The sequence below is a fragment of the Sphingomonas sp. HT-1 genome (genome assembly GCF_048568905.1).
Taxonomy (GTDB): domain Bacteria; phylum Pseudomonadota; class Alphaproteobacteria; order Sphingomonadales; family Sphingomonadaceae; genus Sphingomonas.
Map to the genome: position 1 here is coordinate 2,536,998 of NZ_CP183770.1, position 18,003 is coordinate 2,555,000.

Sequence of the window (18,003 nt, forward strand, 5' to 3'; positions counted from 1 at the left end):
AGCCTAGGCACCACCGCCGATGATGTAAAGGATTACATCGTTTCCTATCGACACGCTTGTCGCCAAGCGACATGACGAGCGGATGACGACGATCATCGAAGTCGCGGCCGCCGCCGGCGTTTCGACGGCCACCGTGTCGCGCGTGCTCAGCCAGCCCGATCGGGTGGCAGCGGCAACGCGGGTGCGGGTGCTCGAAGTCGTTGATGCGCTTGGATATCGCCCCAATGTGGCGGCCCGTACGCTGCGCACGCTGCGCGCCGCGAAGATTCTGCTGACGGTGCCCGATATCTCCAACCCGTTCTTCGCCAGCGTGATTCGCGGCGCGGAGGAAGCGGCCCGCGACGCCGGCTATGCCATGGTGCTGGGCGATACGCGCCACGACGCGCAGGTCGAGGATCAATATGCCGAAATGCTGTCGCGCCGCGAAGTGGACGGGCTCGTCTTTCTCGGCCATCGCCTGCCGGCCAGCCTGGCGCCGCTGGTCGCCACCAGTGGCGGCATCGCGCCGATCGTCAATGGCTGCGAATATAGCCCCGATCTGGGCGTGCCCAGCGTGCATATCGACAATGCCGCCGCCAGCGCCGACGCAATCGAGCATCTCGTCGCGCTCGGCCACCATGCGATCGGCATCCTCACCGGCCCGCCGATCAGCCCGATCAGCCGCGATCGCCTGGCGGGCGCGATGCGCGCGGCCGAACGCCATGGGATTGCCGGGCAGATGCAGATCCGCGTCGGCGACTATTCGGCCGATTGCGCCTGCCGCGAGGCACGGTTCCTGCTCGCGGCTGGCGTGACGGCGATCTTCTGCTTCAATGACGAAATGGCCGTCGGGGCGATCAGCGCCATCGACGAGGCGGGTCTGCGCTGCCCTGTCGACGTGTCCGTCATGGGTTTCGACGATCTGCCGCTGTCGCGCTTCTTCCATCCGCCGCTGACCACCATCGCCCAGCCCAAGGCGCTGATCGGCCGCCACGCCGTTGAACTGCTGGTCGATATCCTGCGTGGCGGCGTGCCGCGCGAGCGACAAGTGACGCTCAAGCACGAACTGATCGTACGGCGCAGCACCGCTGCGCCGCCGCGCTGAATCAGTCACGCGCCGCCACGATCCGCGGCAGGCTGCGGATCGGTTCGATGGTGATGCGGCGGAACCAGGTTTCGGCGCCTTCCGACTGCAACTGAATCTGGCCATGGGTCAGCGGCGTGCGACTGCCGTCGGGCGCCACCACTACCAGATCGCGCACCTCGGCCACCGGCACGCCGTTCACCACATGCACCGCCCGGTTGCCGAGCACGTACAAGTCGAGCGTGTTCCATTCGCCGACCGGCTTTTCCGCGTCGACAGCGGCCTCTACGTTCCAGGTGGGCGTGCCGTTGATCATCTCGACGGTGCGACCATCAAGGCGGAACCGCAGATGCGGGGCAATCAGCGCTGGATCGACCACCGCATTCGTCTGCGCGCGTACCTGGCGGCCGACCATCACGATCATGCCCGTCGAGCCGCGCATGATCTCGAATTCGGCCGAGGGGCGCCAGGTGCCGAACACCTCTCCCGCCCGTCCATGCGTGTGATAGAGCAGGCCGTTATTCTGCGGCAGGCTTTTGCGCGGGGCGAAGGTATGCGTGCCCCATTTGAACTGCAGCCGCAGATGATAATCGCGCAGATCGCTACGGTGGACCAGGCTACCCCAGGTCTCGCCCTTGATCCAGATCGCCGGTTCGCCATCGACATTGCGTACGGCGAAATCGCCGCTGGTGTCGCGGCTGGTGCCGATCGGCGTGGCGCTGCTATCCGCGCGATAGGTGATCGCAGGATCGGCATAGCCCAGCCAGGGCTGCCAATCGCCAAGCGTTCGCCCGTCGAACAGCGTTGTCGCCTTGCCAGCGGGCTTGGGGATGTCGGCAAGCACCAGGCGCTGCGGCTTGCCCGCCGGAGCCCCCGCCACGGCGCGGGCCTGATCCAGCGATTCCTGGCCCGCCGCCGATCCGGCCGGCAGCACCAGCAGCAACGCCAAGCTTCGTATCATGTGCCTGCATCCCCCTTCGCGCGCGCCAGCGTAACGCGCTGACGGGCTTATGCAATTTTCGCCGCAATCGGTCGCGCGGGGGATGGTAGCGCTATCCGTTGGCCGTGCAACCCACCAAAGGTGGTAGATCGAGCCGTTGCGGCCCAGCGCCGGACCTGGTCCGGTCCGGCGCGGACCGACGCATCAGAACGGTACGTCGTCGTCCAGATCGTCCGGGAAGCCGCCGCCAAAGCCGCCGCCGCTCGTCGCACCGCCGCTGCGCTGGCCGCCCCCGTTGAAGGTACCGCCGCGGCCGCCCGACGCACCGCCCCCGCCAAACGACTCGTCCGCGCCCCAATCGTCGCCGCCGCTGCTACGGCCGCCACCCATGCCCGCACCCTGGCCGCCGCCGGGTCCGTCGAGCAGCACCATCTGCGCGTTGAAGCCCTGCAGCACGATTTCGGTCGAATAGCGATCGGCGCCGCTCTGGTCCTGCCACTTGCGGGTCTGCAGCTGACCTTCGAGATAGACCTTGCTGCCCTTGCGCAGATAGCGCTCCGCAACGTTGGCGAGACCTTCGGAGAAGATCTTCACCGTGTGCCATTCGGTCTTCTCGCGCTTCTCGCCGCTGCTGCGATCCTTCCAGCTTTCCGACGTGGCGATGCGCAGTTCCACCACCTTGCCGCCATTCTGGAACGACCGCGATTCGGGGTCGCGCCCCAAATTGCCGACCAGGATCACTTTGTTGACGCTGCCCGCCATGCTTCAAAAACTCCGATGATTGGGTGGTGCGCCCACGCGGCGGGGCGCTAAAAAGACTCTGATATGGCCGAGATCATTAACCTGAACAAAGCGCGAAAAGCGAGAGCGAAAGCGACGGCCGAGGCACAGGCCGTGGCCAACCGCGCCCGCTTCGGCCGCACCAAGGCCGAAAAGGCGCGGGACGCGGCGGAGGCCGAACGCAAGCTGCGCACGCTCGACCAGGCCAAGCGCGAGACGCCGGAGGACTGACGCCAGCTCTGCTGTCCGGGGCAAGAGGGATCGGGCGAGACTGGGCGCCCTCACCGTTCCCCCGGGTCGCGGCTCCCGCTCTTTGCCGGGGGGCATTCACACCCTTTCGAATGGAGGTTGAGAGCGACCGGCGCATGCCGCGCGCTTTCGAAGCTCACCCCACCGCTTTGCCGCTGTCAAAGCGGAACGCATCATGTACAACGGCCACAGACCGATGCAGCCGCCGCTCCCCTATCCCGCCCTGCATGCCAGCCATTCCGGCGTGTGGATCGCCACGGCCGAAGGAACGCGCGGGCTGAGCCGGGGCGAGGCCATCCGGATCGCGGCGGACACGCCGGTACTGCTGCTCAACGCGCCGCTGGTCGGCCAGCGGCTCGGCCATCCCGAGCTAAGCGGGCTGGATCTGCTCGAGCTGTTCGCCTTTCTACGCCCTGCCCGCTTCATGGTCCCGACACCCAAGGGCCTTGCCCGTGCCTGTGGCCTGGAGCCGCCGAAGGACGATGCGGAGGTCGCCGCCTTTCTCCGCGAGGCGGCCGCTGCGCTGCTGGCGCTGCCCGAGGGCAACTGGCCCGAGCGCGAAGGCGCATGGCACGGGCTGCAATCGCTCGCCCGGCTCCGCTGGCCCTGGGCCGCCCCACTTGGCCAGCGCGTCGCCAAGCCGGAACGGGCCGAACGCTGGCTGTTCTCCAAGCTTCCCGAATGGGAGGAAAGCGCGCCGCGACCGGCGCCGCGCACCATCACCCTCGACCCCGTTGACGTCGCCGAGCGCCTGGCCCGCTTGACCGGCAATGGCGCCGAACGCCGGCAGGGCCAGCGCGACTATGCCGAAGCGGCGGCGCAGGCCTTCGCGCCGCGGAGCGTGCCGGATACGCCCAATCTGGTGCTGGCCGAAGCCGGCACCGGCATCGGCAAGACGCTCGGCTACCTTGCCCCCGCCTCGGTCTGGGCAGAGCGCTCGGGCGGGCCGGTATGGGTCTCCACCTTCACCAAGGCGCTGCAACGCCAGCTCGGCAAGGAAGGCGAGCGGCTGTTTCCCGATGCCGAGCAGCGCCGCGCGCGCATCGTGACGCGCAAGGGCCGCGAGAATTATGTCTGCCTGCTCAACCTGGAGGATGCGCTGCAGGGCGGCTTTGCCGGGCGCGCAGCGATCCTCGCGCAGCTGGTGGCGCGCTGGGCCGCCTATACCGCCGATGGCGACATGGTCGGCGGCGACCTGCCCGGCTGGCTCCCCACCCTCTTCCGCCGCAACGGATCGACCGCGCTGACCGATCGGCGCGGCGAGTGCATCTATGCCGGCTGCCCGCATTATCGGAAATGCTTCATCGAGCGCGCCGCCCGCGCCAGCGCCGATGCCGATATCGTTATCGCCAACCATGCGCTGGTGATGGTCAACGCCGCGCGCGGCCGCGAGAACCAGACGCGCCCCACCCGCTATGTGTTCGACGAAGGCCATCACCTGTTCGACGCCGCCGACGCGATGTTCTCGGTCGCGCTCACCGGGCAGGAATCGATCGAGCTCCGCCGCTGGCTGACCGGCCCCGAGTCCGGCTCGCGGGGACGCCGGCGGGGCCTCGCCGCGCGCCTCTCCGACGTCGCCAGCTATGACGATGCCGGCGGCCGCGCCATTTCCGAAGCCGTGGACGCTGCCCGCGCGCTGCCAAGCGACGGCTGGCTGCAGCGGCTGAACGAAGGCGAACCGTTCGGACCCGTGGAAGCGCTGCTCGCAGCCGTGCGCGGCCTGGTCTATGCCCGCGACGCCAACGGCTCGGCGGACGCCGGCTATGGGCTCGAAACCGAACTCACCGAACCCGATGCGGCGCTGGTCGAGGCCGCGGGCATTGCCACGGCGGCGCTCGATGCGCTGCTCCGCCCGATGGTGGTGCTCGGCCGCCGGCTGGAAGCGGTGCTGGCCGAGGCACCCGACTGGATGGACGGCCCGGCGCGGGCGCGGATCGAAGGGGCAGTGGCCTCGCTCGGCTGGCGGGTCGATACGGTTGGCGCCTGGCTGGCCCTGATCGCGCGGATCGGCGGGCCGGCCGATCCCGAATTCGTCGACTGGCTTGCCGTCGATCGCGTCGATGGCCGCGAATATGACGTCGGCCTGCATCGGCACTGGCTCGATCCCGCCCGGCCGCTGGCGAAGACCGTGCTGGAGCCCGCGCACGGCGTGCTCGTCACTTCCGCCACTCTGCGCGCCGGCGGCGACTGGGATGTGGCGGAGGCGCGCTCCGGCGCCACCCACTTGCTGCGCCCCGCGCAACGCTTCGAAGCGAAGAGCCCGTTCGACTATCCCAACCAGGCCGAGGTGCTGATCGTCACCGACGTGAAGCGTGGCGACCTGCCCGCGCTCGCCAATGCCTATGCCCGGCTGATCGCCGCGGCGGGCGGCGGCACGCTCGGGCTGTTCACCGCGATCCGGCGACTGCGCGCGGTGCATGCCCGCATCGCCGACCGGCTGGCGCGCGACGGGCTGCCGCTGCTCGCCCAGCATGTCGATCCGATCGACACTGGCACGCTGGTCGATATCTTCCGCGACGATCCGCGCGCCTCGCTGATCGGCACCGATGCGCTGCGCGACGGCGTGGACGTGCCGGGCGATTCGCTGCGGCTGGTGGTGATGGAAGGCGTGCCCTGGCCCAAGCCGAGCGTGCTCCACGCAGCCCGACGGCTGGCTGGCGGCGGCTCGGCCTATGACGACCGCATCGTTCGCGCGCGGCTCGCCCAGGCGTTCGGCCGTCTGATCCGGCGGGCGGACGATCGCGGCGCCTTCGTGCTGCTCTCCGCCGCCACGCCGTCGCGGCTGCTCGACGCCTTTCCGCCGGGCACGCGCATCACCCGCTGCGCGCTCGACCAGGCGGTGGAGCGGGTTCGGCTTTCCTTGGGCTCCGGCTTGCGGCATGACGCGCCGGCAACCGCCAGCACCAATATCGGGGAAGCATGAAAACACTCCTGGTCCTGCGCCATGCGAAATCGGGGTGGGACGATCCCGTTGCCCGCGATTTCGATCGGCCGCTGAATCCCAAGGGCCAGCGCGCCGCCGTGACGATGGGGCGGTATTTGCGCGAGCAGGGGCTGCGGTTCGATCATGTCGCCGCATCTCCTGCGGTGCGCGTGCAGGAGACGCTAGCGCAGGTGGCGACCGGCTATGGTGCGGCGATCGCGCCGGCCTGGGACCAGAAGCTCTACCTCGCCTCGGTCGGCACGCTGCTCGACGCGATCGAGGCGTTCCCCGATTCGGCAGAAACGGTGCTGCTGTCCGGCCATAATCCGGGGCTGGAGGAACTGGTGCTCGATCTGACCGCCGACAGCGGCGAGTTGCGCGGCGAAGTGGCGCGCAAATTCCCAACCGCCGCTCTGGCCGAACTGCGTTTCACGGTCGATCGCTGGGCCGATGCGCCGAGTGCGGGCGCCGAGCTGCGGCGCTTCGTGCGTCCGCGCGACCTGGATCCGAGCCTGGGGCCGGACGGCTGACAGGCGTCAGCCGTCGGCGTCCAGCGCTTCGGCCAGCGAGTCGCGGATCGCCTGGAGCTCCTCGCCCCGGCCCTTGCCGCGCGCAGCCTTCTCCGAAGCCAGCAGGCGCTGCACGCCGCGAATCGTATAGCCTTCCTGGCTCAGCAGATGGTGGATGCGGCGAACCAGTGCCACGTCTTCCGGGCGGTAATAGCGGCGGTTGCCTGCACGGGTGAGCGGCTTCAGCTGGGGAAACCGCGTTTCCCAATAGCGCAATATGTGCTGTGGCCTGCCGATTTCCGCGGCGAGCTCACCGATGGTTCGCAACGCACCAGCGGCCTTTTCGGTCGCCGGCATGGTCGGTCTCAGCTCGCCGAGACGATGCGATCGCGCATCATCTGGCTGGCCCGGAAGGTGAGGACGCGACGCGGCGCGATCGGCACTTCCACGCCGGTTTTGGGGTTGCGGCCGATCCGCTCGCCCTTGTCCCGAAGCACGAAGCTGCCGAAGCCCGAGATCTTCACATTCTCGCCTCGGGCAAGCGCCTCGCACATATGCTTCAGGATCTGCTCGACCAGCCGCGCCGCGTCGGCGCGAGACAGGCCCACTTCCCGATGCAGCGATTCAGCCAGATCTGCTCTGGTGAGCGTACCTGCAGCACTCATCTCGGCAACTTCCTTCCCTTTGATTGGCTACCCGTACCAGATTGTTACGCGCTATCAAGGATGATGTTGAACGCCTAGAAACGCCTCAGACATACTCTGGAAAAACACGTAATCTTCGTCTTTTCGCCGGCAACGTCAGAACCGCACGACCGCGGCACCCCAGGTGAAGCCGCCGCCCATCGCCTCCAGAACGAGCAGGTCGCCGCGCTGAATGCGCCCGTCGCGCACCGCTGTGTCCAGGGCGAGCGGCACCGACGCGGCCGAGGTGTTGGCGTGCCGATCCACGGTGACGATCACCTTTTCCGGGGCAAGGTCCAGCTTGCGCGCCGTCGCGTCAAGGATGCGGGCATTGGCCTGATGCGGCACGACCCAATCGACGTCGCCCGGCTGTAGCCCGGCTGCGGCAAGCGATTCCTGCATTACAGAAGCGAGATTTACCACCGCGTGGCGAAACACTTCGCGCCCCTTCATCCGCAGCTTGCCGACGGTGCCCGTGGTCGAAGGGCCGCCATCGACATAGAGAAGGTCGTTATACCGGCCATCGGCGTGGAGCTTGGTGGCAAGGATGCCCTGCGGCGATTCGCCATCGGTGTCCTGCGCCTCGAGCACGATCGCGCCGGCGCCATCGCCGAACAACACGCAGGTCGTGCGGTCCTCCCAGTCGAGAATGCGGCTGAACGTTTCCGCGCCGATCACCAGTGCGCGGCGATGCGCGCCGGCGCGCAGCATCGAATCGGCGACCTGCACCGCGTAGAGAAAGCCCGAGCACACCGCCGCCACGTCAAAGGCGACGCAATCGAGGATGCCGAGCGCGCTCTGCACGCGGGTGGCGGTGGCAGGGAAGGTCTGGTCCGGGGTGGCCGTCGCCAGCACGATCAGATCGATGTCGGTCGCAGCGATCCCCGCCGACTCCAGCGCCGCGCGCGCCGCCTGCGTGGCCAGCGTGCCGGTCGATTCGTCTGGTCCGGCGATGTGGCGAAAGCGGATGCCGGTCCGCTCGACGATCCATTCGTCGCTGGTATCGACACGCTCCGCCAGCTCCGCGTTGGAAACACGCTGTGCCGGCAGGGCCGAACCCGTGCCGAGAATCACCGATCGTACGGTCATGCGACCCCTTCTTACCCCGTCTCTACGCGGCCTTGGCCTCGAAGTTCCCCAGATCCTCGGCAATGCGCCGGGTGAGTTCGTCGCGCACCATCTTGGCGGCAAAGCCGATCGCGGTATCCACACCGATCTCGTTCGCGCCGCCATGGCTCTTCACAACGATGCCGTTCAGCCCGAGGAAAACGGCACCATTATGATTATTCGGGTCGAGATGGTGGCGCAGGAGATCGGTCGCCGGCTTGGAGATCAGAAAGCCGACCTTTGAACGCAGCGAACTGCTGAACGCGCGGCGCAGCAGGTCCGCCACGAACCGCGCGGTGCCTTCCGCCGTCTTGAGCGCGATATTGCCGGAAAAGCCGTCGCAGACGATCACGTCGACATCGCCGCGCGACAGCCGATTGCCTTCGATGAAGCCGGTGAATTCCAGCGGCAGATGCTTCGCCGCACGCAATTGGGCGGCAGCATCGCGGATGCTGTCGGTGCCCTTCATCTCTTCCGTGCCGATGTTGAGGAGCGCCACGCGGGGGCGTGAAAGATCGAGCGCGGTGCGCGCATAGGCAGCGCCCATCACCGCGAACTGCACCAGGTTGCGCTCGTCCACCTCGGTATTGGCGCCGAGATCGAGCATCACCGTGTCGTTCGCACCCAGCGAGGGCATCAGCGCGGCAAGCGCCGGCCGGTCGATCCCCGCCATGGTGCGGAGCGACAGCTTGGCCATCGCCATCAGCGCGCCGGTGTTGCCCGAAGAAACGGCGGCGCCGGCGCGGCCCTGCTTCACCAGATCGATGGCAATTCCCATCGATGTGGTCTTGGCGCGGCGAATCGCCTGGCTGGGCTTGGCATCGGCCGCGACGACTTCGGCCGCGTGGACGATCTCGCACGCGGCTGCCAAGTTGGGATGCGCCTTCAAAGCGTCCCGGATGCGCGGCTCGTCGCCGACGAGAAGGAATTCCATCCCGTCGAAGCGACGCCGTGCGCGTGCGGCGCCAGCCAGCATGACGGCGATCCCCTCATCGCCGCCCATTGCATCGACGGCGATCCGCGAGGGAACAGTCATACCGGCAACCCCCCGTTGCGGAACGTCGCTCAGCCCTCGACCGAAACGATCTCGCGGCCGTTATAATGGCCGCAGGCGTTGCAGAGGTTATGCGGACGCTTCAGTTCGCCGCAGTTCGGGCATTCTTGGAACGACTCGACGGTCAGCGCGTCGTGCGAGCGGCGCATGCCGCGCTTCGACGGCGAGGTCTTTCTCTTCGGAACGGCCATCTCGGCACCTTCAATAAGCTACAGAATCAATAAAGTCGCGATACGCCCACAGGGTTGTTCGGGCAAGCGACGGCTAGGCCGGCCGCTCGCCGGACCAGCAGGCAGGTCACGAAGCGAGCCCGCGCGTATAGCGATTCTCGTCCGCGTTGCAAGCAGAAGCCGCACGTGGCAGGGGTTTCCACCTCGGTTTCAGGGGACGCGCATGTTTTTTCTGCCGGTTACACTCACCAGTGCGGGCGCCGCGGCGCTGATCAACCTGTGGCTGGCGATTCGCGTCATTCAGCTGCGCTATGCCGACAAGGTGCTGACCGGCGACGGCGGGAGCCCGCGACTTCTCGCGCGCATGCGCGCGCAGATGAACTTCGTCGAATACACGCCTTTCATCCTGATCCTGATCGGCCTGATCGAGCTGGCCCAGGGCACCCGATTCTATCTGTGGGTGATCGCCGCCGTGTACCTGCTCGGCCGCGTGCTGCACGGCTTCGGCATGGACGGCTGGCAGCCCGGCCGTGCGATCGGTGCGCTGACCACCTTCCTCACACTCGCGGGCTTGGGCCTCTACGCCGCGTGGCTCGGCTATACGGGATCGAACCCGCTGCATTGATCCGCCCCTTCCGTCGTCCCGGCAACAGCCGGGATGACGGCCATTGATCGGTGCCTCGACTCAGGCGCGCGCCAGCACCGAATCGGCAACGAACGGATTGGTACGGCGCTCCTGACCGAAATTGCTCGGCTGGCCGTGGCCGGGGACGAACACCGTCTCATCCCCCAGCGGCCACAACCGGGTGGTGATCGCGTCGATCAGATCCTGATGATTGCCCAAGGGGAAATCGGTTCGCCCGATCGAACCTTGAAACAGCACGTCGCCGACGATCGCCAGCTGCGATGCGGGGTGGTGGAACACGACATGGCCGGGGGTGTGGCCCGGACAATGATAGACATCGAGCACCAGTTCGCCCACCGTCACCTGATCGCCCTGCTGCAGCCAGCGGTCGGGCTCGAAAGGCTTTCCGGGCACGCGATAGGCGCGGCCGTCGTCCTCCAGCCGTGCGATCCAGTAGCGATCCGCTTCGTGCGGCCCTTCGATCGGCACGCCCAGCTCCTCGGCAAAGATCCCGGCCGATCCGCAATGATCGATATGGCCATGGGTGATCAGCAGCTTTTCGATCGTGACCCCGTGCTGCTTTGCCGCCGCTCGCAACCGATCAAGGTCGCCGCCCGGATCGACAAAGGCGCCGCGCATCGTGTTGGTGCACCAGAGCAGGGTACAGTTCTGCTGAAGCGGCGTAACGGGCACGATCGCCGCACGAAGCGGCGGCTGGGCAGCGGAAGAATGCGAGGTTGCCATGCCCCTTCGCTACTCCGGCCGGACGCGCGCGGCAACCAAGGCTTGCCCTGTGCCGCATGGCTCTGCATTCCAGCCGGCTGATGGTGTTGCATCCCCCCTTTGTCCTGCTCGACGACGCGCGCGCCGATGGGTGCGGCGCGCGCCTCTATGTCGATCCTGTCGAGATCGTCGTCGCGCAGCAGCTCGACGAGATCGTCCCGGCGCTGGACCGACTGCGCACCGCCCTTGGCCGCGGCTTGGACGCCGCCGGCTGGCTTTCGTACGAAGCAGGTGCCGCGCTCGAACCCGCCGCTCCGCCACGCGAGACCGATGGTCCGCTGCTCTGGTTCGGCCTGTTCGGCGGGCACCGGAAGCTCAGGCCGGACGAGGTTCCTCAGCTGCTCCCCGATCCCGCCGGCGCCTGGGCCGGGCGCCCCCGCCCGCTGCTCGACCGCGCGGCCTATGATGCCGCCCTCGCGCGCGTGCTGCACTATATCCGTGCAGGCGACATCTATCAGGCAAACCTGACCTTCCGGGCCGAGGTGCCGGTCGCGGGTCATCCCGCCGCGCTCTATGCGCTGCTCCGCGCCCGCGCCGCCGCCGGGCACGGCGCGCTGGTCGCAACCGGTACGCAATGGCTGCTGAGCCTCTCGCCCGAATTGTTCTTCACGCTTGAAGACGGCATGCTCGCCGCCCGCCCGATGAAGGGCACCGAGCGCCGCGATGCCGATCCCGCTGCGGACGCCGCGTGCGCTCTGGCGTTGCAGGCCGATCCCAAGCAGCGCGCCGAAAACCTGATGATCGTCGATCTGATGCGCAACGATCTCGGCCGGATCGCCCGCCCGGGCAGCGTCGCCGTGCCGCAGCTCTTCGCGGTGGAAACCTATCCTACCGTCCATCAGATGACTTCGACGATCACTGCCAGCCTTGCAGACAGGCTGGGAGCCGTCGACGCGCTCGCGGCGTTGTTCCCCTGCGGATCGGTGACGGGTGCGCCGAAAATTCGCGCAATGCAGGTGATTGCCGAAGTCGAGCCCGATTCACGTGGGCCCTATACCGGCGCGATCGGGAGGATGGATGCCGATGGCAGTGCCGAATTCAACGTCGCGATCCGCACGCTCGTGCTGGCCCAACCGGGTCGGGCGACGCTGGGCCTCGGCTCGGGCGTGGTCGCCGATTCGAACGCGGTCGACGAATGGAGCGAATGCCTTGCCAAGGGGGCGTTCGTGACGGCAGGCGAGCGCGGCTTCGACCTGATCGAGACGATGCGGTTCGATCCCGAGGACGGCCTGCTGCTGCTCGAGCGTCACCTCGATCGCATTCGGGCCAGCGCCGCCATCTTCGGGTTTCCGTTCGATCGCCACGTCGTCCGCAATGAGCTGCAAGCCGCCACCTTCCGCCTGCGCGATGCGGCCAAGGTGCGGCTGCTGCTCGGTCCCTCGGGCGCGGTCGCGATCGGCATCGCCCCGCTCCCCCCGCCGCCGCCCAGGCAGGCCACGGTCAGGATCGTGCCCCATTCGGTACCGCGCGTCGATTTTCGCCTTGCCCACAAGACCACGCGACGGTCGATCTACGACGCGCCGCGCCGCGCTGCCGGTACCTGGGAAGTCGTGTTCACCGATGCCGACGGCTATTGCACCGAAGGCAGCTTCACCTCGTTGTTCGTCGAGCGCGACGGCGTGCTGGTGACGCCGCCGCTGTCGCGCGGACTGCTTCCCGGGGTGCTCCGTGCCGAACTGCTCGCCACCGGCCGCGCAGTGGAGGGGGACCTGCGGCCGGAGGATCTCGCGGGCGGCTTCCTGCTCGGGAACGCGCTGCGGGGACTGGTTGCAGCGGTTACAGTTGCGGAAAGCGCCGAAGCGGACCTATAGGCGCGCATCTTCCCCGGAAAAGGCGTCTAGACCATGCAGACTTCCGCCGCGCTCCAGCGCATCCAGCCCTCCGCCACGCTCGCCATGACCAGCCGCGTGTTCGAGCTGAAGCGTGCCGGCGTCGACGTGATTGGCTTGGGCGCCGGCGAGCCCGATTTCGACACGCCGGACTTCGTGAAGGAAGCCGCGATTCAGGCGATCCGCGACGGCAAGACCAAATACACCAATGTCGACGGGACGCCCGAGCTGAAGGATGCCGTGATCAACAAGTTCAAGCGCGACAATGGCTTGGACTATACCGCGCAGCAGATCACGATCAACGTCGGTGGCAAGCACACCCTGTTCAACGCGATCGTGGCGACGGTGGAAGCCGGCGATGAAGTGATCATCCCGGCACCCTATTGGGTCAGCTATCCTGACGTAGTGCAGTTTGCGGGCGGCACGCCGGTATTCATCGCCGCCGGTGCCGAGCAGAACTACAAGATCACCCCTGCACAGCTCGAAGCGGCGATCACGCCGAAGACCAAGTGGGTGATTCTCAACTCGCCGTCCAACCCGACGGGCGCCGCCTATTCGGCCGCCGAGCTCAAGGCGCTGGGCGAAGTGATCGAGCGCCACCCGCATGTCTGGGTGTTCGCCGACGACATGTACGAGCACATCCTGTACGACGGCTTCGAATTCGCCACCATCGCGCAGGTCTGCCCGTCGCTCTACGAGCGTACTCTCACCGTCAACGGCTGCTCCAAGGCCTATGCGATGACCGGCTGGCGCATCGGCTTCGCCGGCGGCCCGGCACCGCTGATCAAGGCGATCGCCAAGCTACAATCGCAGTCGACCTCGAACCCGTGCTCGATCGCCCAGGCGGCCGCCGTCGCGGCGCTGACCGGCGACCAGAGCTTCCTCAAGGACCGCGCCGCCGCCTTCCAGACGCGCCGCGACCTGGTCGTCGGCATGCTCAACGAAATCGACGGCATGCACTGCCCGACGCCTGAGGGTGCCTTCTACGTCTATCCGGAATTCAGCGCGCTGATCGGCAAGACCACGCCCAAGGGCAAGGTGATCGCCACCGACGAGGACATGATCGGCTATTTCCTCGATGAAGCCCGCGTGGCGGCCGTGCACGGCGCGGCGTTCGGCCTGTCACCGGCGATGCGGATCAGCTATGCAACGTCGGAAACATTGCTTCGCGAGGCGTGCACGCGAATCCAGGCCGCCTGCGCCGATCTGCGCTGAACCGACGCCCGTCTTCCGCGGGAGCCGCAGCGACCCTAGAAAGGGCCATGATGACCCGACGCTCGTTCCGGCTCCCGCTTATCGTCGCCCCTCTCGTTGGTGGGGCGTTGTTGCTGCTCGCCGCCGGTGCGCCGTCGATCGAGAGGGCCGTGGCGGTGCCGCTGCCGGCGCTGGACCTGCCCAAGGCCAAGGGTCCGCAGGTGGCGGTGCTCGCTGGCGGCTGCTTCTGGGGCATGGAGGCGGTGTTCCAATCGGTGAAGGGCGTTCAATCCGTCACCAGCGGCTATGCCGGCGGCAGCGGGGCCACCGCGACGTATGCTCAGGTCTCGACCGAAAGGACCGGCCATGCCGAGGCGGTGCGTATCGTCTATGATCCGTCGCGCGTGAGCTTCGGCACGCTGTTGCGCATCTACTTCGCCGTGGCGCACGATCCGACGCAGCTCAACCGCCAAGGTCCGGATCGCGGCCCGAGCTATCGCTCGGCAATCTTCCCCCAGAATGGCGAGCAGCGGCGGGTGGCGGAGGCGTATCTCGGCCAGCTCAGCCGCTCGAAGGCCTTTGCGCGCCCGATCGTGACGCGGATCGAAACGGGCCGATTCTATGCGGCGGAAGCATATCATCAGGATTTCTTCTGGCGCCATCCGACGCATCCCTACATCACGCGCTGGGACAAGCCGAAGGTCGCCGCGTTCCGCACGGCCTTTCCGCAGCTGGCAAATTAGACTAGTCGAACACCGTCGCCGGTGTTGGTGAGCGGCGCGAACGGGAATTGGCCAGCCGCCGATCGAGCGACCAGGGTCCGCTGCCGACGGCGAACAGGTACAGACACCCAAGCAACATGGTGAGGTCGGCGCGGGCCTCGTGCTGCGCGCTCCAGAAGCCGTAGCGCTTGACGTCGGGGAGGCTGAACGGGCCGAAACCATGGCCGAGCAGGATCGGCAGCTTGGTCGAAACCAGCGCCACGAGCATTGTTATGATGAGCGGAACGGCCGCCAGCCGCGTGAACAAGCCCAGCACGATCAGCCCGCCGCATACGAGTTCGACCAGGCCGACGAACGGTCCGGTGACATCGGGGTACGGAATGCCGATCTTTGCGAACCGCCCCGCGCCGAGGATCTCGGGGAAGATCAGCTTTTGGATGCCTTCGGGGAAAAAGACGATGAGGCCGGCCGCAAGGCGGATCAGTATCGTCCATGGGCTCGCCGTGCTGCGGGTAATGCGCTCGAACATCCGCGGGGTATAGCCAAGCAAGGTTCGGTCCGCGAGGGCCGTTATAGACGCACAAAAGCCCCGGAGCGTTAGCTTCGGGGCTTTTGTGTGTTGGTTGCGGGGGCAGGATTTGAACCTGCGGCCTTCAGGTTATGAGCCTGACGAGCTACCGGGCTGCTCCACCCCGCGCCAAAGTTGGGTGCCGAGGATATCGGCAGAACGGGGGACGAATGTGAATGGGTTTTGGTATTTTCCGTACACCGGCTTCAATGCCTGGCGGCGACCTACTCTTCCATCGCTTAAGCGATAGTACCATTGGCGCTGTCTGGTTTCACGGCCGAGTTCGGGATGGGATCGGGTGGGTCACAGACGCTATGGCCACCAAGCAATGAAGCCGGTGTGCGGGAAATTGGGTTTCAAATCGATGCACCGATAAGGCTGGGAAATTCATCCACCCGCTATCTGACAACCCAGGGTTGTCGATGGGGGTGTGAAACTCTCAAGCGCGAAAAGAGCAATTAGTATCGGTTAGCTCCACGCGTTACCGCGCTTCCACATCCGATCTATCAAGGTCGTGGTCTTCGACCGCTCTATGAAATCTTATCTCGAGGGAGGCTTCCCGCTTAGATGCTTTCAGCGGTTATCCCGTCCATACATAGCTACCCAGCTGCGCTCCTGGCGGAACGACTGGTACACCAGAGGTATGTTCAACCCGGTCCTCTCGTACTAGGGTCAACTCCTCTCAAATTTCGACGCCCACGGCAGATAGGGACCAAACTGTCTCGCGACGTTCTGAACCCAGCTCACGTACCACTTTAATTGGCGAACAGCCAAACCCTTGGGACCTGCTCCAGCCCCAGGATGTGATGAGCCGACATCGAGGTGCCAAACAACCCCGTCGATATGAGCTCTTGGGGGTTATCAGCCTGTTATCCCCGGCGTACCTTTTATCCGTTGAGCGATGGCCCTTCCACGAGGGACCACCGGATCACTATGACCGACTTTCGTCTCTGCTCGACTTGTCAGTCTCGCAGTCAGGCTGGCTTATGCCATTGCACTCTAACAGCCGGTTTCCAACCGGCCTGAGCCAACCTTCGCGCGCCTCCGTTACTCTTTGGGAGGCGACCGCCCCAGTCAAACTACCCGCCACAGAGGGTCCCTGTACCGGATGACGGTACGAGGTTAGACAGTAAAGAACAACAGGGTGGTATTTCACTTGGTGGCTCCACACCAGCTGGCGCCGGTGCTTCAAAGCCTCCCACCTATTCTACACAGTTGTTCTCCACTGCCACTCTGAAGCTGCAGTAAAGGTGCACGGGGTCTTTCCGTCTAACCGCGGGTACTCCGCATCTTCACGGAGAATTCAATTTCGCTGAGCATGTCCTGGAGACAGTGGGGAAGTCGTTACGCCATTCGTGCAGGTCGGAACTTACCCGACAAGGAATTTCGCTACCTTAGGACCGTTATAGTTACGGCCGCCGTTTACCTGGGCTTCATTTCGGAGCTTGCACTCCTCCACTTAACCTTCAGGCACCGGGCAGGCGTCAGGCCCTATACGTCGTCTTGAAGCCGACTTAGCAGAGCCCTGTGTTTTTGCTAAACAGTCGCTACCCCCTGGCCTGTGCCCCCTCATACCGGTTGCCCGGAATGAGGGCCTCCTTCTTCCGAAGGTACGGAGGCAATTTGCCGAGTTCCTTCAGGACACTTCTCTCAAGCGCCTTGGTATACTCTACCTGACCACCTGTGTCGGTTTCGGGTACGGTCTATACGGTGGGGCTATTTCCCGGGACCTCTTCGAAGCCAGTCCAATCCGTTAAGGACTGACAACTCACGAGATCCGTCACACACCACCAGGCCCACGAATATTAACGTGGTTCCCATCGACTACCCCCTTCGGGCTCGTCTTAGGGGCCGGCTCACCCTGCGCGGATTAGCCTTGCGCAGGAACCCTTGGTCTTTCGGCGAGAGGGCATCTCACCCTCTTTATCGCTACTCATGTCTGCATTCGCACTTCCGATACCTCCATGGTCGGTTACCCTTCCACTTCACAGGCTTACGGAACGCTCCGCTACCGCGTGATCAAAGATCACACCCTAAGCTTCGGTGCACGTCTTGAGCCCCGTTACATCTTCGCCGCAGGAACCCTTATTTAGACCAGTGAGCTGTTACGCTTTCTTTAAAGGATGGCTGCTTCTAAGCCAACCTCCTGGTTGTTTTGGGATTCCCACATGCTTTCCCACTTAGACGTGACTTGGGGACCTTAGCTGTAGGTCAGGGCTGTTTCCCTTTTGACGACGGACCTTAGCACCCGCCGTCTGTCTCCCGGATATCACTCCTAGGTATTCGGAGTTTGGTTAGAATTGGTAGATCTCGCGACCCCCGCATCCATCCAGTGCTCTACCCCCTAGGGTGTTCATCCGAGGCACTACCTCAATAGTTTTCGCGGAGAACCAGCTATTTCCCGGCTTGATTGGCCTTTCACCCCTAAGCACAACTCATCCGGTAACTTTTCAACGTTAATCGGTTCGGACCTCCAGTGGGTGTTACCCCACCTTCATCCTGGTCATGCATAGATCGCCGGGTTTCGGGTCTAATGCATCAAACTATGTCGCCCTATTCAGACTCGCTTTCGCTGCGCCTACACCTATCGGCTTAAGCTTGCTTGATACATTAAGTCACAGACCCATTATGCAAGAGGTACGCGGTCAGGGCATAAAGCCCCTCCCACTGCTTGTAGGCATTCGGTTTCAGGTACTGTTTCACTCCCCTCATCGGGGTGCTTTTCACCTTTCCCTCACGGTACTAGTTCGCTATCGGTCATGTACGAGTATTTAGGCTTGGAGGGTGGTCCCCCCATGTTCAGA

General features: G+C 65.5%; 17 protein-coding genes, 1 tRNA gene and 2 rRNA genes (1 of these 20 cut by a window edge). 8 read left to right on the plus strand and 12 right to left on the minus strand.

Annotated features, from left to right (window positions below; genetic code table 11):
- Nucleotides 1–82 precede the first annotated feature (82 nt).
- Nucleotides 83–1,084 (plus strand): LacI family DNA-binding transcriptional regulator, encoded by a 1,002-nt coding sequence (locus ACNFJ7_RS11725; RefSeq protein ID WP_019370991.1) that lies wholly within the window; start codon nt 83–85, stop codon nt 1,082–1,084.
- 1 nt (nt 1,085) lies between these two features.
- Here ACNFJ7_RS11725 and ACNFJ7_RS11730 read toward each other — a convergent pair whose 3' ends face one another.
- Both ACNFJ7_RS11730 and ssb read right to left on the minus strand, forming a co-directional pair.
- Nucleotides 1,086–2,024, minus strand: a complete 939-nt coding sequence (locus tag ACNFJ7_RS11730; RefSeq protein WP_037514132.1) for a 3-keto-disaccharide hydrolase — start codon at nt 2,022–2,024, stop codon at nt 1,086–1,088.
- Nucleotides 2,025–2,207: 183 nt separating this feature from the next.
- Complete coding sequence (ssb, locus tag ACNFJ7_RS11735; RefSeq protein WP_019370993.1) at nt 2,208–2,765, minus strand: single-stranded DNA-binding protein; 558 nt, start codon at nt 2,763–2,765, stop codon at nt 2,208–2,210.
- A 63-nt stretch (nt 2,766–2,828) separates the two neighbouring features.
- Between ssb and ACNFJ7_RS11740 the strand changes: the two genes are divergently transcribed.
- From ACNFJ7_RS11740 to ACNFJ7_RS11750, 3 genes are all read left to right on the plus strand, one after another.
- Nucleotides 2,829–3,014, plus strand: a complete 186-nt coding sequence (locus ACNFJ7_RS11740) for a DUF4169 family protein (RefSeq protein ID WP_019370994.1) — start codon at nt 2,829–2,831, stop codon at nt 3,012–3,014.
- A 193-nt stretch (nt 3,015–3,207) separates the two neighbouring features.
- Nucleotides 3,208–5,955: a helicase C-terminal domain-containing protein gene (locus ACNFJ7_RS11745; RefSeq protein WP_019370995.1), complete on the plus strand. Its 2,748-nt coding sequence runs from the start codon at nt 3,208–3,210 to the stop codon at nt 5,953–5,955.
- Nucleotides 5,952–6,485 (plus strand): SixA phosphatase family protein, encoded by a 534-nt coding sequence (locus tag ACNFJ7_RS11750; protein ID WP_019370996.1) that lies wholly within the window; start codon nt 5,952–5,954, stop codon nt 6,483–6,485. The genes ACNFJ7_RS11745 and ACNFJ7_RS11750 overlap by 4 nt, the downstream gene beginning before the upstream one ends.
- A gap of 6 nt (nt 6,486–6,491) precedes the next feature.
- On the opposite strand, the gene ACNFJ7_RS11755 is transcribed toward ACNFJ7_RS11750, so the two are convergent.
- The 5 genes from ACNFJ7_RS11755 to rpmF all read right to left on the minus strand — a co-directional run bounded on the left by ACNFJ7_RS11755 (nt 6,492) and on the right by rpmF (nt 9,499).
- Nucleotides 6,492–6,821 carry a MerR family transcriptional regulator gene (locus ACNFJ7_RS11755; protein WP_019370997.1) on the minus strand — a complete coding sequence of 110 codons (330 nt, stop codon included), beginning with the start codon at nt 6,819–6,821 and terminating at the stop codon, nt 6,492–6,494.
- A gap of 8 nt (nt 6,822–6,829) precedes the next feature.
- Nucleotides 6,830–7,129, minus strand: coding sequence for an integration host factor subunit alpha (locus tag ACNFJ7_RS11760; RefSeq protein WP_019370998.1), 300 nt, complete (start codon nt 7,127–7,129; stop codon nt 6,830–6,832).
- Between the two features lie 135 nt (nt 7,130–7,264).
- Nucleotides 7,265–8,236 carry a beta-ketoacyl-ACP synthase III gene (locus ACNFJ7_RS11765; protein WP_019370999.1) on the minus strand — a complete coding sequence of 324 codons (972 nt, stop codon included), beginning with the start codon at nt 8,234–8,236 and terminating at the stop codon, nt 7,265–7,267.
- A 22-nt stretch (nt 8,237–8,258) separates the two neighbouring features.
- On the minus strand, nt 8,259–9,290 hold the full coding sequence (gene plsX, locus ACNFJ7_RS11770) for a phosphate acyltransferase PlsX (RefSeq protein WP_019371000.1): 1,032 nt from the start codon (nt 9,288–9,290) through the stop codon (nt 8,259–8,261).
- 29 nt (nt 9,291–9,319) lie between these two features.
- Nucleotides 9,320–9,499, minus strand: a complete 180-nt coding sequence (rpmF, locus tag ACNFJ7_RS11775; RefSeq protein WP_010545868.1) for a 50S ribosomal protein L32 — start codon at nt 9,497–9,499, stop codon at nt 9,320–9,322.
- A 202-nt stretch (nt 9,500–9,701) separates the two neighbouring features.
- Here rpmF and ACNFJ7_RS11780 point away from each other — a divergent pair, with 202 nt between their 5' ends.
- Nucleotides 9,702–10,103: an MAPEG family protein gene (locus ACNFJ7_RS11780; RefSeq protein ID WP_019371001.1), complete on the plus strand. Its 402-nt coding sequence runs from the start codon at nt 9,702–9,704 to the stop codon at nt 10,101–10,103.
- 60 nt (nt 10,104–10,163) lie between these two features.
- Here the strand turns inward: ACNFJ7_RS11780 and ACNFJ7_RS11785 are convergent, their stop codons facing one another.
- Entirely contained in the window at nt 10,164–10,847 is a 684-nt protein-coding gene (locus ACNFJ7_RS11785) for an MBL fold metallo-hydrolase (protein WP_019371002.1), read from the minus strand.
- 56 nt (nt 10,848–10,903) lie between these two features.
- Here ACNFJ7_RS11785 and pabB point away from each other — a divergent pair, with 56 nt between their 5' ends.
- Genes pabB through msrA form a run of 3 tightly spaced genes read left to right on the plus strand, consistent with a single transcriptional unit; the run spans nt 10,904 to nt 14,652 of the window.
- Entirely contained in the window at nt 10,904–12,697 is a 1,794-nt protein-coding gene (pabB, locus tag ACNFJ7_RS11790) for an aminodeoxychorismate synthase component I (protein ID WP_019371003.1), read from the plus strand.
- 33 nt (nt 12,698–12,730) lie between these two features.
- A complete protein-coding gene (locus ACNFJ7_RS11795) occupies nt 12,731–13,930 on the plus strand; it encodes a pyridoxal phosphate-dependent aminotransferase (RefSeq protein ID WP_019371004.1) in 1,200 nt (399 codons plus the stop codon).
- A gap of 50 nt (nt 13,931–13,980) precedes the next feature.
- Entirely contained in the window at nt 13,981–14,652 is a 672-nt protein-coding gene (msrA, locus tag ACNFJ7_RS11800; RefSeq protein WP_037514158.1) for a peptide-methionine (S)-S-oxide reductase MsrA, read from the plus strand.
- A gap of 1 nt (nt 14,653) precedes the next feature.
- Here the strand turns inward: msrA and ACNFJ7_RS11805 are convergent, their stop codons facing one another.
- The 4 genes from ACNFJ7_RS11805 to ACNFJ7_RS11820 all read right to left on the minus strand — a co-directional run.
- A complete protein-coding gene (locus ACNFJ7_RS11805; RefSeq protein WP_037514160.1) occupies nt 14,654–15,160 on the minus strand; it encodes a DoxX family protein in 507 nt (168 codons plus the stop codon).
- Between the two features lie 91 nt (nt 15,161–15,251).
- A tRNA-Met gene (locus ACNFJ7_RS11810) sits at nt 15,252–15,328 on the minus strand.
- Nucleotides 15,329–15,410: 82 nt separating this feature from the next.
- Nucleotides 15,411–15,525, minus strand: a 5S ribosomal RNA gene (rrf, locus tag ACNFJ7_RS11815).
- A gap of 112 nt (nt 15,526–15,637) precedes the next feature.
- Nucleotides 15,638–18,003, minus strand: a 23S ribosomal RNA gene (locus ACNFJ7_RS11820) (it continues 427 nt past the right edge of the window).

Excerpts from the sequence above, each read along its gene's own strand:
- ACNFJ7_RS11740 (WP_019370994.1), top strand. The coding sequence starts at position 2,829 with ATGGCCGAGATCATTAACCTGAACAAAGCGCGAAAAGCGAGAGCGAAA.
- msrA (WP_037514158.1), top strand. The coding sequence starts at position 13,981 with ATGACCCGACGCTCGTTCCGGCTCCCGCTTATCGTCGCCCCTCTCGTT.
- ACNFJ7_RS11785 (WP_019371002.1), bottom strand. The coding sequence starts at position 10,847 with ATGGCAACCTCGCATTCTTCCGCTGCCCAGCCGCCGCTTCGTGCGGCG.
- ACNFJ7_RS11755 (WP_019370997.1), bottom strand. The coding sequence starts at position 6,821 with ATGCCGGCGACCGAAAAGGCCGCTGGTGCGTTGCGAACCATCGGTGAG.
- ACNFJ7_RS11730 (WP_037514132.1), bottom strand. The coding sequence starts at position 2,024 with ATGATACGAAGCTTGGCGTTGCTGCTGGTGCTGCCGGCCGGATCGGCG.
- ACNFJ7_RS11725 (WP_019370991.1), top strand. The coding sequence starts at position 83 with ATGACGACGATCATCGAAGTCGCGGCCGCCGCCGGCGTTTCGACGGCC.
- plsX (WP_019371000.1), bottom strand. The coding sequence starts at position 9,290 with ATGACTGTTCCCTCGCGGATCGCCGTCGATGCAATGGGCGGCGATGAG.
- pabB (WP_019371003.1), top strand. The coding sequence starts at position 10,904 with ATGGCTCTGCATTCCAGCCGGCTGATGGTGTTGCATCCCCCCTTTGTC.
- ACNFJ7_RS11780 (WP_019371001.1), top strand. The coding sequence starts at position 9,702 with ATGTTTTTTCTGCCGGTTACACTCACCAGTGCGGGCGCCGCGGCGCTG.
- ACNFJ7_RS11760 (WP_019370998.1), bottom strand. The coding sequence starts at position 7,129 with ATGAGTGCTGCAGGTACGCTCACCAGAGCAGATCTGGCTGAATCGCTG.
- ssb (WP_019370993.1), bottom strand. The coding sequence starts at position 2,765 with ATGGCGGGCAGCGTCAACAAAGTGATCCTGGTCGGCAATTTGGGGCGC.
- ACNFJ7_RS11805 (WP_037514160.1), bottom strand. The coding sequence starts at position 15,160 with ATGTTCGAGCGCATTACCCGCAGCACGGCGAGCCCATGGACGATACTG.
- ACNFJ7_RS11795 (WP_019371004.1), top strand. The coding sequence starts at position 12,731 with ATGCAGACTTCCGCCGCGCTCCAGCGCATCCAGCCCTCCGCCACGCTC.
- rpmF (WP_010545868.1), bottom strand. The coding sequence starts at position 9,499 with ATGGCCGTTCCGAAGAGAAAGACCTCGCCGTCGAAGCGCGGCATGCGC.
- ACNFJ7_RS11745 (WP_019370995.1), top strand. The coding sequence starts at position 3,208 with ATGTACAACGGCCACAGACCGATGCAGCCGCCGCTCCCCTATCCCGCC.
- ACNFJ7_RS11750 (WP_019370996.1), top strand. The coding sequence starts at position 5,952 with ATGAAAACACTCCTGGTCCTGCGCCATGCGAAATCGGGGTGGGACGAT.
- ACNFJ7_RS11765 (WP_019370999.1), bottom strand. The coding sequence starts at position 8,236 with ATGACCGTACGATCGGTGATTCTCGGCACGGGTTCGGCCCTGCCGGCA.